The organism is Enterobacter mori (genome assembly GCF_025244905.1).
GTDB classification, from domain to species: Bacteria; Pseudomonadota; Gammaproteobacteria; order Enterobacterales; family Enterobacteriaceae; genus Enterobacter; species Enterobacter mori_A.
Window position 1 is genome coordinate 4217216 of record NZ_CP104285.1, and the last position, 15973, is coordinate 4233188.

Sequence of the window (15973 nt, forward strand, 5' to 3'; positions counted from 1 at the left end):
GCTGGGTAAGCGAAGCGCCACCCGGCTTTGCATTTAAATCCACGACAAGAAGCCCCATATATGAAGAATGCAACGTTCTACCTTCTGGACAACGACACCCATCAGGATGGCCTCAGCGCCGTCGAACAACTGGTGTGTGAAATTGCCGCAGAACGTTGGCGCGCAGGTAAACGCGTGTTGATTGCCTGTGAAGATGAGCAGCAGGCGATTCGCCTTGATGAAGCGCTGTGGGCCCGCCCGCCGGAGAGTTTTGTGCCGCATAACCTGTCGGGCGAAGGACCGCGCGGTGGCGCGCCGGTCGAAATTGCCTGGCCGCAGAAGCGCAACAGCAGCGCGCGCGATATTCTCATTAGCCTGCGGGTAGACTTTGCAGATTTTGCCACCGCTTTCACAGAAGTGGTAGACTTTGTCCCTTACGAAGAATCTTTGAAACAACTGGCGCGCGAACGCTATAAAGCGTACCGCCTGGCTGGTTTTAACCTGAATACGGCAACCTGGAAATAATGGAAAAGACATATAACCCACGCGATATCGAACAGCCGCTTTACGAGCACTGGGAACAGCAGGGCTATTTCAAGCCTAACGGCGACGAAAGCAAAGAGTCCTTCTGCATCATGATCCCGCCGCCGAACGTCACCGGCAGTTTGCATATGGGGCATGCTTTCCAGCAGACCATCATGGACACCATGATCCGCTATCAGCGCATGCAGGGTAAAAACACCCTGTGGCAGGCGGGGACTGACCACGCGGGTATCGCGACCCAGATGGTGGTTGAGCGTAAAATTGCCGCTGAAGAAGGTAAAACCCGCCACGACTACGGTCGCGAGGCGTTCATCGACAAAATCTGGCAGTGGAAGGCAGAATCCGGCGGTACCATTACCCGTCAGATGCGCCGTCTCGGCAACTCCGTGGACTGGGAGCGTGAGCGCTTCACCATGGACGAAGGCCTTTCCAACGCCGTGAAAGAAGTCTTCGTGCGCCTGTATAAAGAAGACCTGATTTACCGCGGCAAGCGCCTGGTAAACTGGGATCCGAAACTGCGCACCGCCATCTCTGACCTGGAAGTGGAAAACCGCGAGTCTAAAGGCTCCATGTGGCACATCCGCTATCCGCTGGCCGACGGCGCGAAAACAGCCGACGGTAAAGATTACCTGGTGGTCGCAACGACTCGTCCGGAAACCCTGCTGGGCGATACCGGCGTAGCCGTTAACCCGGAAGATCCGCGTTATAAAGATCTGATCGGCAAATTCGTGGTGCTGCCGCTGGTAAACCGCCGTATTCCGATTGTGGGCGACGAACACGCCGACATGGAAAAAGGCACCGGCTGCGTAAAAATCACCCCGGCGCACGACTTCAACGACTACGAAGTCGGCCGTCGTCACGCCCTGCCGATGATCAACATTCTGACCTTCGACGGCGATATCCGTGAAAGCGCAGAAGTTTACGACACCAAAGGCGAAGAGTCTGACGTTTACTCCAGCGACATCCCGGCTGAATTCCAGAAGCTGGAGCGCTTTGCCGCGCGTAAAGCCATCGTTGCTGCCGTCGACGCGCTCGGCCTGCTGGAAGAGATCAAGCCTCACGACCTGACCGTGCCGTACGGCGACCGTGGCGGCGTGGTTATCGAACCCATGCTGACCGACCAGTGGTACGTCCGTGCCGACGTGCTGGCGAAACCGGCTGTGGAAGCAGTTGAGAACGGCAGCATCCAGTTCGTGCCGAAGCAATACGAAAACATGTACTTCTCCTGGATGCGCGATATTCAGGACTGGTGTATCTCACGTCAGCTGTGGTGGGGTCACCGTATTCCGGCATGGTACGACAACGACGGCAATGTCTACGTTGGCCGCACCGAAGACGAAGTGCGTCAGGAAAACAACCTGAGCGCTGACGTTGCCCTGCGTCAGGACGAAGACGTGCTGGACACCTGGTTCTCCTCCGCACTGTGGACCTTCTCCACGCTCGGCTGGCCAGAAAACACCGACGCGCTGCGTCAGTTCCACCCAACCAGCGTGATGGTGTCCGGTTTCGACATTATCTTCTTCTGGATCGCCCGCATGATCATGATGACCATGCACTTCATCAAAGATGAAGACGGCAAGCCGCAGGTTCCGTTCCATACCGTCTACATGACCGGTCTGATCCGCGACGACGAAGGCCAGAAGATGTCCAAGTCCAAGGGCAACGTTATCGACCCGCTGGACATGGTTGACGGTATCTCTCTGGAAGATCTGCTGGAAAAACGTACCGGCAACATGATGCAGCCGCAGCTGGCGGAGAAAATCCGCAAGCGCACCGAGAAGCAGTTCCCGAACGGGATCGAGTCTCACGGTACCGACGCCCTGCGCTTCACCCTGGCGGCGCTGGCCTCTACCGGCCGTGACATCAACTGGGACATGAAGCGTCTGGAAGGTTACCGTAACTTCTGTAACAAGCTGTGGAACGCCAGCCGCTTCGTGTTGATGAACACCGAAGATCAGGACTGCGGCTTCAACGGCGGCGAGATGACCCTGTCGCTGGCGGACCGCTGGATCCTGGCGGAATTCAACCAGACGGTGAAAGCGTTCCGCGACGCGCTGGACAGCTACCGCTTCGATATCGCGGCGGGCATTCTGTACGAATTCACCTGGAACCAGTTCTGTGACTGGTATCTGGAGCTGGCGAAGCCGGTGATGAACGGCGGTTCTGAGGCGGAGCTGCGCGGCACGCGCAACACGCTGATTACCGTTCTGGAAGGTCTGCTGCGCCTGGCGCATCCGGTCATTCCATTTATCACCGAAACCATCTGGCAGCGCGTGAAGGTGATTGCAGGCATCAACGCTGACACCATCATGCTGCAGCCGTTCCCGGAATTCGATGCGGCGAAGGTTGATGAAGCGGCGTCCGCGGACACCGAGTGGCTGAAACAGGCGATCGTTGCGGTACGTAACATCCGTGCTGAAATGAACATTGCCCCAGGCAAACCGCTGGAGCTACTGCTGCGCGGTTGCAGCGAGGCTGCTGTGCGTCGCGTCAGCGAGAACAACACCTTCCTCAAGACCATGGCGCGTCTGGAAAGCATCACCGTGCTGCCTGCTGATGAAAAAGGCCCGGTTTCCGTGACCAAAATCATCGACGGTGCCGAGCTGCTGATCCCAATGGCAGGCCTGATCGACAAAGACGCCGAGCTGGCGCGTCTGGCGAAAGAAGTGGCGAAAGTCGACGTGGAAATTGGCAAAATCGAAAGCAAACTGGCGAACGAAGGCTTTGTGGCCCGCGCGCCGGAAGCGGTCATCGCCAAAGAGCGTGAACGTCTGGTTGCTTTCGCCGATGCGAAGACCAAACTGATTGAGCAGCAGGCGGTTATTGCCGCCCTGTAATGCTTTTACCCCTTACGCTTCAGGGCGTAAGGGGTAACCTTCCTGAAAACTCCTCGCTTGCACTCCCCTTTCTGCGGTGCTATTAACAGCAGTTGTGTGTCAATTTTTGTCATGAGTAATGCTATGAGCGTGATTACCCCCGTCGCGACGACAATGCGTCGAATCACTGAGCAGGACAACCCGGCAATTGCCGCTGTTATCCGCACGGTTTCCGCCGAATATGGCCTGACAGCCGATAAAGGCTACACCGTGGCCGATCCTAATCTCGATGAGCTTTTCCATCTGTACAACCAGCCCGGCCATGCCTACTGGGTTATCGAGCAGAATGGCAAGGTCGTGGGCGGCGGCGGCGTAGCACCACTGAGCTGCAGCGAGCCGGATATTTGTGAGCTGCAGAAAATGTATTTTCTGCCGTCGGTTCGCGGACAGGGTCTGGCGAAAAAGCTGGCGCTGGTCGCCCTGGAACACGCGCGCACCCAAGGTTTCAAACGCTGTTACCTCGAAACCACCGCCTTCCTCAAAGAGGCCATCGGTCTGTATGAGCATCTCGGCTTTGAGCATATCGATGCACCGCTGGGCTGTACCGGCCACGTTGATTGCGAAGTCAGAATGCTGAAAAGTCTGTAATTTTCGTTCCTGCCCTCTTCTGTTAAGCGGCTGTAAACTGAATGCTCTACACTCTCAGTTCACACCATAACGGGGGAAACACGATGTCAAAGATAAAAAGCTACGCCGCACCGCAGGCGGGTGCAGAACTTGAGCTGTACGAGTACGATGCGGGCGAACTAAAAGCAGAAGACGTCGAAGTACAGGTTGATTACTGCGGGATCTGCCACTCGGATCTCTCGATGATCGACAACGAATGGGGCTTCTCGAGCTATCCGCTGGTTGCCGGGCACGAAGTCATTGGCCGCGTCGTGGCGCTCGGTAGCGCCGCACAGGACAAAGGGCTGAAAGTGGGCCAGCGCGTAGGCATTGGCTGGACGGCACGTAGCTGCGGTCACTGCGATGCCTGTATCAGCGGCAACCAGATCAACTGCCTCGAAGGCGCAACGCCAACCATTCTTAACAAAGGCGGTTTCGCCGACAAGCTGCGCGCCGACTGGCAATGGGTCATCCCGCTGCCGGACAGCATTGATATCGAATCCGCCGGTCCGCTGCTGTGTGGCGGTATCACCGTTTTCAAACCGCTGCTGATGCATCATATCACCGCTACCAGTCGTGTGGGCGTGATCGGTATTGGTGGTCTGGGCCATATCGCCATCAAACTGCTGCATGCGATGGGCTGCGAAGTGACGGCATTCAGTTCTAACCCGGCGAAAGAGAAAGAAGTGCTGGCGATGGGTGCGGATAAAGTGGTGAACAGCCGCGATCCGCAAGCGCTGAACGCGCTGGCGGGTCAGTTTGATCTGATCATCAACACCGTGAACGTCGATCTCGACTGGCAGCCGTACTTTGAAGCGCTGGCCTACGGCGGGAACTTCCACACCGTGGGAGCGGTGATGAAGCCGCTGCCGGTTCCGGCGTTTACCCTGATCGGTGGGGATCGCAGCGTGTCAGGCTCCGCGACCGGTACGCCGTTTGAGTTGCGCAAGCTGATGAAGTTTGCCGGACGCACCAAAGTGGCGCCGACAACCGAGCTGTATCCGATGTCGAAAATCAACGAAGCGATCCAGCACGTGCGCGACGGCAAAGCCCGCTACCGCGTGGTGTTGAAAGCGGATTTTTGATGTGACAGTGCCGGGTGGCCGCTTCGCCTTACCCGGCCTACTCGATCCTGTAGGCCCGGTAAGCGCAGCGCCACCGGGCGATTTTAACTACTGCACCAGTGTTTTAAACACCTCTGCCACCGCGACCGCCCCCGGATCCATTACGCCGTCCAGATTCTCTTTATTCACATACGACGAGCGCCCCGCGCCCGCTTTCATCATCTTCGCAGTCGCTTCAGCCCCCTGCTGTGCGGCCTTCGCCGCTGCTTCGATATCGCCTTTCTGCAACGCCTCCAGCGCTGGCTGCAGCGCGTCGATCAGCGTGCGATCGCCAAGATCTGCCCCACCGTACTGCTTCATCTGCGCCAGCCCGCTGAGCAATGCCTCCGGTAGCGGCTGTCCATCATGAAGCTTTTGTCCGGCCGCCGTGAAGAAGATCGACATTAACACGCCGCTCGATCCACCCATCACCGTCGCCAGCCGCTCGCCCACCAGCAGCAGCAGCGTCGACACGTCGTTCAGCGGAAGTTTGTGCTCCTCCAGACGCTGCGCAACATCCCGCGCGCCTTGCGCAAAGGTGGAGCCCGTATCACCGTCGCCCACTTTCGCATCCAGCGCGTTCAGGCGATTTTCAAGCTCGATCAGTGTCCCGGTTACCGAGGAGATATACGCACCCACCCGCGGGTTTTCCGACGGGGTGTATTCCACGCGATCGTGGATGGCGCTATGCGCCACGGTACGTAAAGGTGCGAACGGCACGGGCTTCTGCCAGCCCAGCGTCTCGACCTCGGCGTGAATCGCCTTTTCGAAAAAATCGTTGAGCTTCAGCAGCGTCAGAGAAAAGCCTTTCATGTCCAGCGCGCTCACCAGCGGTGCCGGACCAATCAGATACGCAATGTTCTCTTTCAGCGCCGAATGCGCCAGCTCTTTGGTCAGCAACGCCATTTCGAGCGCCGAGACGCCGCCGAGGTTGTTAATCAGCACTGCAAAGCGTCCTTCGCCCGCCTGCGCTTTGAGCGGTGTCACCAGCGTGTCGATAATCGCTTTGCTGTTTTGCGTATCCACCACGGACGCTCCCGGCTCACCGTGAATTCCGAGGCCCAGCTCGACATGGCCTTGCTTAATGCGCCCTTCTTCCTCGTCGCTGCCCGGTAGGTTGCACGTTTGCATCGCAACGCCCAGGCTCCAGAGGTTGTCGCAGGCCTGTTGCGCAATATCCCGCACCTCACTCAACGATTTCCCGTGCTCCGCCGCATAGCCCGCAACCTTATGCACCAGCGCCGTACCTGCTATACCGCGCGGCTGCTTGTTGTCCGGCAGCGCGATATCGTCCGCCACAATCACCATCTCCACCTTCAGGCCGTAGCGCTTGGCCTTTTCTGCCGCCAGGCCAAAGTTCAGGCGATCACCGGTGTAGTTTTTGACGATCAGCAGGCAGCCGCGATCGCCCGTGACCGCCACAATCGCATTCAACACCGCATCCACGCTCGGCGAGGCAAACAGATCGCCGCATACCGCCGCCGTGAGCATCCCTTTTCCAACAAACCCGGCGTGCGCCGGTTCGTGGCCGGAACCCCCACCGGAGATCACCGCCACGCGGCTTTTATCCCAGTCACCGCGCGCCACAATACGAATAGCGGGATCAACATCAAGCTTGACGAGGTTTCCGTGCGGAGCAGAAATGAGAATACCTTCGATGGCGTCATTGACCAGCTGTTTACGATCGTTAAAGAAGAATCTGGACATAGCTTTCCAAAATGTTGTGAACCGTATGCAAAAGCATAGTCCGCGCTGGATAATGCGCCGCAAAGTCAGGAATTTACTCAACCAAATTGCGGCCAGGTTGCCTATACTCCACCCAGGACAAAGAGAGGAAGCGCATCATGAGTACACCATTGTTAATTGCCCGGACGCTGGAAAAAGAGCTGTATTTACTGCCCGCGATGACGAACCGCCACGGTCTGATCACCGGGGCGACCGGGACGGGGAAAACCGTCACCCTGCAAAAGCTGGCGGAGTCGCTTTCGGAGATTGGCGTACCGGTCTTTATGGCTGACGTGAAAGGCGATTTAACCGGTGTGGCTCAGGAAGGGACAGCCTCTGAAAAACTGCTCGAACGGCTAAAGAATATTGGCATCACGGACTGGACGCCGCATAACAATCCTGTGGTGGTGTGGGATATCTTTGGTGAGAAAGGCCACCCGGTGCGTGCCACCGTCTCCGATCTCGGCCCGCTGCTGCTGGCCCGTCTGCTTAACCTCAACGATGTACAGTCCGGCGTGCTGAACATTATCTTCCGCATTGCCGATGACCAGGGGCTACTGCTGCTTGATTTTAAAGATCTGCGCGCCATTACCCAGTACATCGGCGATAACGCCAAATCCTTCCAGAACCAGTACGGCAATATCAGCAGCGCGTCGGTGGGCGCCATTCAGCGTGGGTTGCTGACCCTGGAGCAACAGGGTGCCGAGCACTTCTTCGGCGAGCCGATGCTGGATATCAAAGACTGGATGCGCACCGACAGCAACGGCAAAGGCATCATTAACATTCTGAGCTCAGAGAAGCTCTACCAGATGCCAAAGCTCTACGCCGCCAGCCTGCTGTGGATGCTCTCCGAACTGTACGAGCAGTTACCCGAAGCGGGCGATCTGGAAAAACCGAAGCTGGTCTTCTTCTTTGACGAAGCGCACCTGCTGTTTAACGACGCGCCGCAGGTGCTGCTGGATAAGATTGAACAGGTCATTCGCCTGATCCGCTCCAAAGGCGTTGGCGTCTGGTTTGTGTCGCAAAACCCGTCGGATATCCCGGATAACGTGCTCGGTCAGTTGGGTAACCGCGTGCAGCACGCCCTGCGCGCCTTTACGCCAAAAGATCAGAAAGCAGTAAAAGCCGCCGCGCAAACCATGCGCGCCAATCCGGCCTTTGATACCGAAGCGGCGATTCAGGCGTTAGGCACCGGTGAAGCGCTGGTCTCGTTCCTGGATGCGAAGGGCAGCCCGTCCGTGGTGGAACGCGCTATGGTGATCGCGCCCTGCTCGCGCATGGGGCCGGTTACCGACGATGAACGCAACGGCCTGATTAACCACTCTCCGGTTTACGGGAAGTACGAAGACGAGGTGGATCGCGAGTCCGCGTTCGAGATGCTGCAAAAAGGGGTACAGGCGACAACGGAATCGCAGGATGCGCCTGCCGCTAAAGGGCAGTCTGTCGCCGTGGATGACGGTATTCTCGGCGGGCTCAAAGACATCCTGTTCGGCAGCACCGGGCCGCGCGGCGGCAAGCGCGACGGCGTGGTACAAACCATGGCGAAAAGCGCCGCGCGACAGGTCACCAATCAGATAGTGCGCGGCATGCTGGGAAGCCTGTTAGGCGGCCGTCGCCGGTAGACGGGGGATCCACGGTCGGCCAAGCGCCGACCCCTGTACGCCGTTCTCCTGCAGATAGCGGTCGATTTCCACCATCCCCGTCCAGCGGTTCTCACACCATAGCGGTGCCAGAAGCGTTGGACGGCGGGCGCTGGCGGAGATGCGGTGGTAGACAATTTCCGGCGGCGTGTGGCGAATCATCTCCCCTGCCGTCACCGTATAGTCGTCGAGTTCAATACTGCTTAACCGCCCTGCTTCCCAGGCTTTCGCCATAATGCTTCCCGTAACGATATGCAGCGGATGCAGCTTTATGCCGTCCACGCCGGTCTCAACCACCTTTTCCAGCGTTTCAAGGCCATGCTGTTGACCTTCGCCGGGTAACCCAACAATCAGGTGCGAACAGACCTTCAGCCCGCGCTCACGGGCCAGGCGCGTGGTGCGCTGGTAGCAGGCGAAATCATGGCCACGGTTAATACGGTGCAGGGTTTTGTCGTGCGCGGTTTGCAAGCCCAGCTCCAGCCAGATCTCGTAGCCTTGTTCTTTGTACTCGCTGAGCAGGTCCAGCACCGCGTCCGGCACGCAGTCCGGGCGCGTCCCCACGCACAGCCCAACGATGTTAGCCTGGCTGACGGCCTGCTGATACATAGAGCGCAGCACCTGCACCTCTGCCCACGTGCTGGTGTAGGCCTGGAAATAGGCCAGATACTGTTTCGCGCGGTTCACCAGGCTGGCCTGATGGGCGAGCTGTTCAGCGATAGAGTGATGCTGCTGGGTTTCGTCAGCAAAGGACGCAACGTTACAGAAGGTGCAGCCGCCGCGCCCGATGGTGCCATCGCGATTCGGGCAGCTAAACCCGCCGTGCAGCGTCAGCTTATGAACCTTTTGCCCGTACCGCTGCAAAAGATCCCCACCAAACATATTGACTAATTTCTGTAACTGCATAATCTGGTAGACCGTCCCGGAGAAAGGGGACAAGCCTGCCACTTTTAGCCTATGTCGGCGATGACCTGGATCAATCGTCCTGGACGGCTTTTATCTATATGAATAAATACTCAAGATTACTGCAATTTCATTCACGCCAGTTGTGATTACTTTTCCTTATGTTCTGATTGTTTTTTTCATTTATAGCGCCACCACTGAAAAACAGTGGGTTTATGCGGGTTTGCAGTCAATGCCAGATTATTATTCTGCTATAAAACTGCTATTCAGCACGCTACATTGATAATACCGCTTTCATATAGTGAGTCAGATCACACTCCGCTGCGTCCTGCCAGGGCATGCAATCAATGTAAAAATAGTTAAATACCCTTTTATTACAACAAGATAAACCCTCTTTAGCACATTTTTGTATAAATAAGATTGCCATTTGACCTGTGTACTAATTCCCGATAAGTTGGAAATCCGCTGGAAGCTTTCTGGATGAGCGGCCTGCTCATCATATTTATGCAGTAATTGAGATTCCCTCTGAAGCAAGTCCTCAAACTTGTTTACCTGCGCGAAAGGATGAAAAGAGGGCGAATGCGAGGTCCGCGTATGAAACGCAAACCCCGTCGCCATGCTCTTTCTGTGCCTGTGCGCCACGGTAAAGTTCAGTGGGAAGCCCGACGAGCCTGGGGAGGTTCACTGATATGTTGTACGATAAATCCCTTGAGAAGGATAACTGTGGTTTCGGCCTGATCGCCCACATAGAAGGCGAACCTAGCCACAAGGTAGTGCGTACTGCTATTCACGCACTGGCCCGTATGCAGCACCGTGGCGCCATCCTTGCCGATGGTAAAACCGGCGACGGTTGCGGCCTGCTGCTGCAAAAACCGGATCGTTTCTTCCGCATCGTGGCGGAAGAGCGCGGCTGGCGTTTAGCCAAAAACTACGCTGTCGGCATGCTGTTCCTGAATCAGGATCCTGAAAAAGCAGCCGCCTCACGCCGCATCGTTGAAGAAGAACTTCAGCGTGAAACCCTGTCGATTGTCGGCTGGCGCAATGTGCCAACCAACGAAGGGGTGCTCGGTGAAATCGCCCTCTCCTCGCTGCCTCGTATTGAACAGATTTTCGTTAATGCGCCTGCGGGCTGGCGTCCGCGTGATATGGAACGCCGTCTGTTTATCGCCCGCCGTCGCATTGAAAAACGTCTCCAGGACGATAAAGAGTTCTACGTCTGTAGCCTCTCCAACCTGGTGAACATCTATAAAGGTCTGTGTATGCCGGCTGACCTGCCGCGCTTCTACCTGGACCTGGCGGACCTGCGTCTGGAATCGGCCATTTGCCTGTTCCACCAGCGCTTCTCCACCAATACCGTTCCACGCTGGCCGCTGGCTCAGCCGTTCCGCTACCTGGCGCACAACGGCGAGATCAACACCATCACCGGTAACCGCCAGTGGGCCCGCGCCCGTACCTATAAGTTCCAGACGCCACTGATCCCTGACCTGCACGATGCCGCGCCGTTCGTGAACGAAACCGGCTCTGACTCCAGCTCAATGGATAACATGCTGGAACTGCTGCTGGCAGGCGGGATGGACATCGTGCGCGCCATGCGTCTGCTTGTGCCACCGGCCTGGCAGAACAACCCGGATATGGACCCCGAGCTGCGCGCGTTCTTCGACTTTAACTCCATGCACATGGAGCCGTGGGACGGCCCGGCGGGCATCGTGATGTCCGACGGCCGTTTTGCCGCCTGTAACCTGGACCGTAACGGTCTGCGTCCGGCGCGCTACGTTATCACCAAAGACAAGCTCATCACCTGCGCCTCTGAGGTCGGTATCTGGGATTATCAGCCTGACGAAGTGGTTGAGAAAGGCCGCGTCGGTCCGGGCGAGCTGATGGTTATCGACACCCGCGGTGGGCGCATTTTGCACTCCGCCGAAACCGACAACGATCTGAAAAGCCGCCATCCGTACAAAGAGTGGATGGAGAAGAACGTCCGTCGCCTCGTGCCGTTCGAAGATCTACCGGACGAAGAAGTGGGCAGCCGCGAGCTGGACGACGATACCCTCGCAAGCTTCCAGAAGCAGTTTAACTACAGCGCGGAAGAGCTGGACTCCGTCATCCGCGTACTCGGTGAAAACGGTCAGGAAGCGGTCGGCTCCATGGGTGACGATACCCCGTTTGCCGTGCTCTCCAGCCAGCCGCGCATTATTTATGACTACTTCCGTCAGCAGTTCGCGCAGGTCACCAACCCGCCGATCGACCCGCTGCGTGAAGCGCACGTAATGTCGCTGGCCACCAGCATCGGCCGCGAGATGAACGTATTCTGCGAAGCAGAAGGCCAGGCGCACCGTCTGACCTTTAAATCGCCGATCCTGCTGTACTCCGATTTCAAACAGCTCACTACGCTGAAAGAGGATCACTATCGCGCCGACACGCTCGATATTACGTTCGACGTAACCGAAGCGACCCTCGAAGAGACGGTGAATGCGCTGTGTGATAAAGCTGAACAGATGGTGCGTAACGGTACCGTTCTGCTGGTGCTGTCTGACCGCAATATCGCGAAAAACCGTCTGCCGGTACCTGCGCCAATGGCGGTGGGTGCTATCCAGACGCGTCTGGTCGATAAGAGCCTGCGCTGCGACGCCAACATCATTGTTGAAACCGCAAGCAGCCGCGACCCGCACCACTTTGCCGTGCTGTTAGGCTTTGGCGCGACGGCGATCTACCCGTATCTGGCCTACGAAACGCTGGCCCGTCTGGTGGATACCCGCGCTATCGACAAAGATTACCGCGCGGTAATGCTGAACTACCGCAACGGCATCAACAAAGGCCTCTACAAGATCATGTCCAAAATGGGCATCTCGACTATCGCCTCTTACCGCTGTTCGAAGCTGTTTGAAGCGGTCGGCCTGCATGACGATGTCGCAAATCTCTGCTTCCAGGGCGTGATCAGCCGTATCGGCGGCGCTGGTTTTGCTGATTTCCAGCAGGATCTGGTGAATCTGTCAAAACGCGCCTGGCTGGCACGTAAACCGCTGGATCAGGGCGGTTTGCTGAAATACGTTCACGGTGGCGAATACCACGCCTACAACCCGGACGTGGTGCGCACGCTGCAGCAGGCGGTTCAGAGCGGCGAATACAGTGATTATCAGCAGTACGCTGAGCTGGTAAACAACCGTCCGGCGGCGACGCTGCGCGACCTCATTGCCCTGAATCCGGGTGATGAAGCGGTCAGCATTGACGACGTAGAACCGGCGTCTGAGCTGTTCAAACGTTTCGATACCGCGGCAATGTCCATCGGCGCGCTGAGCCCGGAAGCCCACGAAGCGCTGGCGGAAGCCATGAACAGCATCGGCGGCAACTCCAACTCCGGCGAAGGCGGTGAAGATCCGGCCCGTTACGGCACCAACAAGGTGTCCCGTATCAAGCAGGTGGCATCCGGTCGCTTTGGCGTAACGCCTGCGTACCTGGTCAACGCCGACGTGATTCAGATTAAAGTCGCTCAGGGTGCTAAACCGGGCGAAGGCGGTCAGCTGCCGGGGGATAAAGTCACCCCGTACATCGCCAAATTGCGCTATTCCGTACCGGGCGTGACGCTGATCTCCCCACCGCCGCACCACGATATCTACTCTATCGAGGACTTAGCGCAGCTGATTTTCGACCTGAAGCAGGTCAACCCGAAGGCGATGATCTCCGTGAAGCTGGTTTCCGAACCGGGCGTCGGCACCATCGCCACCGGCGTGGCGAAAGCCTATGCGGACCTGATCACCATCGCCGGTTACGACGGTGGTACCGGCGCAAGCCCGCTCTCCTCCGTGAAATATGCGGGCTGTCCGTGGGAGCTGGGTCTGGTGGAAACCCAGCAGGCGCTGGTGGCTAACGGCCTGCGCCACAAGATCCGCCTGCAGGTGGACGGCGGCCTGAAAACCGGTCTCGACATCATCAAAGCGGCGATCCTCGGCGCGGAAAGCTTCGGCTTCGGCACCGGCCCGATGGTTGCTCTGGGCTGTAAATACCTGCGTATTTGCCACCTGAACAACTGTGCAACCGGCGTGGCTACCCAGGACGAGAAGCTGCGTAAGAACCACTATCACGGCCTGCCGTTCAAAGTGACCAACTACTTTGACTTCATCGCCCGCGAAACCCGCGAGCTGATGGCGCAGCTGGGCGTGAAGCGTCTGGTGGACCTGATTGGCCGTACCGACCTGCTGAAAGAGCTGGAAGGCTTCACCGCTAAGCAGCAGAAGCTGGAGCTGAGCAAGCTGCTGGAAACCGCCCAGCCGCACCCAGGCAAAGCGGTGTTCTGTACCGAGAAGAACCCGCCGTTCGATAACGGCGTGCTGAACGCGCAGCTGCTGCAGCAGGCGAAACCGTACGTGGACGACAAGCAGAGCAAAACGTTCTGGTTTGATATCCGCAACACCGACCGTTCCGTGGGCGCATCCCTCTCCGGTTACATCGCGCAGACGCACGGTGACCAGGGGCTGGCGGCCGATCCGATTACCGCACACTTCAGCGGTACCGCGGGTCAGAGCTTTGGCGTGTGGAACGCGGGCGGCGTTGAGCTATATCTCACCGGCGATGCCAACGACTACGTGGGTAAAGGCATGGCGGGCGGTCTGCTGGCGGTACGTCCACCGGTTGGTTCCGCCTTCCGCAGCCATGAAGCCAGCATCATCGGCAACACCTGTCTGTACGGCGCGACCGGCGGTCGTCTGTTCGCAGCGGGCCGTGCGGGCGAGCGTTTTGCGGTGCGTAACTCCGGTGCGATCACCGTGGTGGAAGGCATTGGCGATAACGGCTGTGAGTACATGACGGGCGGGATTGTTTGCGTTCTGGGTAAAACCGGCGTGAACTTCGGTGCAGGCATGACGGGCGGTTTTGCCTACGTTCTGGATGAAGACGGTGAGTTCCGCAAACGCGTGAACCCGGAGCTGGTGGAAGTGCTGGGCGTTGATACGCTGGCCATTCACGAAGAGCACCTGCGCGGTTTAATTACCGAACACGTGCAGCATACCGGTTCTTCGCGCGGCGAAGAGATCCTGGCGAACTGGCCGGCGTTCTCTGCGAAATTCGCGCTGGTTAAGCCGAAGTCCAGCGATGTTAAAGCCCTGTTGGGTCACCGTAGTCGTAGCGCAGCAGAGCTGCGCGTGCAGGCGCAGTAAGGAATTCAGATGAGCCAGAACGTATACCAGTTTATCGACCTGCAGCGTGTTGATCCGCCAAAGAAACCGCTGAAGATCCGCAAAATTGAATTTGTTGAAATCTACGAGCCGTTTTCGGAAGGCCAGGCCAAGGCACAGGCAGACCGCTGCCTGTCCTGCGGTAACCCTTACTGCGAATGGAAATGTCCGGTCCATAACTACATCCCGAACTGGCTGAAGCTGGCCAACGAAGGGCGTATTTTTGAGGCCGCCGAGCTGTCTCACCAGACCAACACCCTGCCGGAAGTGTGCGGCCGGGTGTGTCCTCAGGATCGTCTGTGCGAAGGCTCCTGCACGCTGAACGACGAGTTCGGTGCGGTGACCATCGGCAACATCGAGCGCTACATCAACGATAAAGCGTTCGAGATGGGCTGGCGTCCGGATATGACCGGCGTGCGTCAAACCGATAAGCGCGTGGCGATCATCGGTGCAGGCCCGGCAGGCCTGGCCTGTGCGGACGTGCTGACCCGCAACGGCGTGAAGGCGGTGGTCTTTGACCGCCATCCGGAAATCGGCGGTCTGCTGACCTTCGGTATCCCGGCCTTTAAGCTGGAAAAAGAGGTTATGACCCGTCGCCGTGAAATCTTCACCGGCATGGGCATTGAGTTCAAACTGAACGTGGAAGTAGGCCGCGACGTGCAGCTCGACGATCTGCTGAAGGATTACGACGCCGTGTTCCTTGGCGTGGGCACCTATCAGTCCATGCGCGGCGGTCTGGAGAACGAAGATGCACCGGGCGTTTATGACGCGCTGCCGTTCCTGATTGCCAACACCAAACAGCTGATGGGCTACGGTGAAACCGCCGAGGAGCCTTTCGTCAGCATGGAAGGCAAACGCGTGGTGGTGCTGGGCGGCGGTGATACCGCGATGGACTGCGTGCGTACCTCCATTCGTCAGAATGCGGCACACGTGATTTGCGCCTACCGTCGTGACGAAGAGAACATGCCGGGCTCTAAACGCGAAGTGAAAAACGCGCGTGAAGAGGGCGTGGAGTTCCAGTTCAACATCCAGCCTCTGGGTATTGAAGTGAATGCCAACGGTAAAGTGAGCGGCGTGAAGATGGCGCGCACGGAAATGGGTGCGCCGGATGCGAAAGGCCGTCGTCGTGCGGAAATCGTGGCAGGCTCTGAACACGTGATCCCGGCCGATGCCGTGGTGATGGCGTTCGGTTTCCGTCCTCACAGCATGGAGTGGCTGGCGAAGCACAGCGTTGAGCTGGATTCACAGGGCCGCGTAATCGCCCCAGAAGGTAGCGACAATGCCTTCCAGACCAGCAACCCGAAAATCTTCGCCGGTGGTGATATCGTTCGCGGTTCCGATCTGGTAGTGACGGCGATTGCCGAAGGGCGTAAAGCGGCTGACGGTATACTGAACTACCTGGAAGTGTAAAAGACAAGCCGGATGGATCTCCA

Annotated in this window: 9 protein-coding genes; 7 read left to right on the top strand and 2 right to left on the bottom strand. The window is 57.8% G+C overall.

Going from position 1 to position 15973, the window contains the following annotated elements:
- Positions 1 to 60 precede the first annotated feature (60 nt).
- The 4 genes from holC to ahr all read left to right on the top strand — a co-directional run bounded on the left by holC (position 61) and on the right by ahr (position 5089).
- Entirely contained in the window at positions 61 to 504 is a 444-nt protein-coding gene (holC, locus tag N2K86_RS19925) for a DNA polymerase III subunit chi (RefSeq protein ID WP_221551114.1), read from the top strand.
- On the top strand, positions 504 to 3359 hold the full coding sequence (locus N2K86_RS19930; RefSeq protein ID WP_260659728.1) for a valine--tRNA ligase: 2856 nt from the start codon (positions 504 to 506) through the stop codon (positions 3357 to 3359). Before holC ends, N2K86_RS19930 begins: the two co-directional genes overlap by 1 nt.
- 123 nt (positions 3360 to 3482) lie before the next feature.
- Positions 3483 to 3986 (top strand): GNAT family N-acetyltransferase, encoded by a 504-nt coding sequence (locus N2K86_RS19935; protein WP_010436090.1) that lies wholly within the window; start codon positions 3483 to 3485, stop codon positions 3984 to 3986.
- Between the two features lie 83 nt (positions 3987 to 4069).
- Positions 4070 to 5089, top strand: coding sequence for an NADPH-dependent aldehyde reductase Ahr (gene ahr, locus N2K86_RS19940; protein WP_260659729.1), 1020 nt, complete (start codon positions 4070 to 4072; stop codon positions 5087 to 5089).
- 87 nt (positions 5090 to 5176) lie between these two features.
- Here the strand turns inward: ahr and N2K86_RS19945 are convergent, their stop codons facing one another.
- The gene (locus N2K86_RS19945; RefSeq protein ID WP_260659730.1) at positions 5177 to 6814 is read right to left on the bottom strand and encodes a dihydroxyacetone kinase subunit DhaK; all 1638 of its coding nucleotides are present in this window, start codon (positions 6812 to 6814) and stop codon (positions 5177 to 5179) included.
- A gap of 137 nt (positions 6815 to 6951) precedes the next feature.
- Between N2K86_RS19945 and N2K86_RS19950 the strand changes: the two genes are divergently transcribed.
- A complete protein-coding gene (locus N2K86_RS19950) occupies positions 6952 to 8454 on the top strand; it encodes a helicase HerA-like C-terminal domain-containing protein (protein WP_260659731.1) in 1503 nt (500 codons plus the stop codon).
- Here the strand turns inward: N2K86_RS19950 and N2K86_RS19955 are convergent.
- Positions 8434 to 9375 carry a TIGR01212 family radical SAM protein gene (locus tag N2K86_RS19955; protein ID WP_260659732.1) on the bottom strand — a complete coding sequence of 314 codons (942 nt, stop codon included), beginning with the start codon at positions 9373 to 9375 and terminating at the stop codon, positions 8434 to 8436. The genes N2K86_RS19950 and N2K86_RS19955 overlap by 21 nt on opposite strands.
- A gap of 686 nt (positions 9376 to 10061) precedes the next feature.
- On the opposite strand from N2K86_RS19955, the gene gltB reads away from it, so the two are divergent.
- Together gltB and gltD are read left to right on the top strand one after the other, a co-directional pair.
- Positions 10062 to 14522 carry a glutamate synthase large subunit gene (gene gltB / locus N2K86_RS19960; RefSeq protein ID WP_260659733.1) on the top strand — a complete coding sequence of 1487 codons (4461 nt, stop codon included), beginning with the start codon at positions 10062 to 10064 and terminating at the stop codon, positions 14520 to 14522.
- A gap of 9 nt (positions 14523 to 14531) precedes the next feature.
- Positions 14532 to 15950, top strand: a complete 1419-nt coding sequence (gltD, locus tag N2K86_RS19965; RefSeq protein WP_260659734.1) for a glutamate synthase subunit GltD — start codon at positions 14532 to 14534, stop codon at positions 15948 to 15950.
- Positions 15951 to 15973 lie beyond the last annotated feature (23 nt).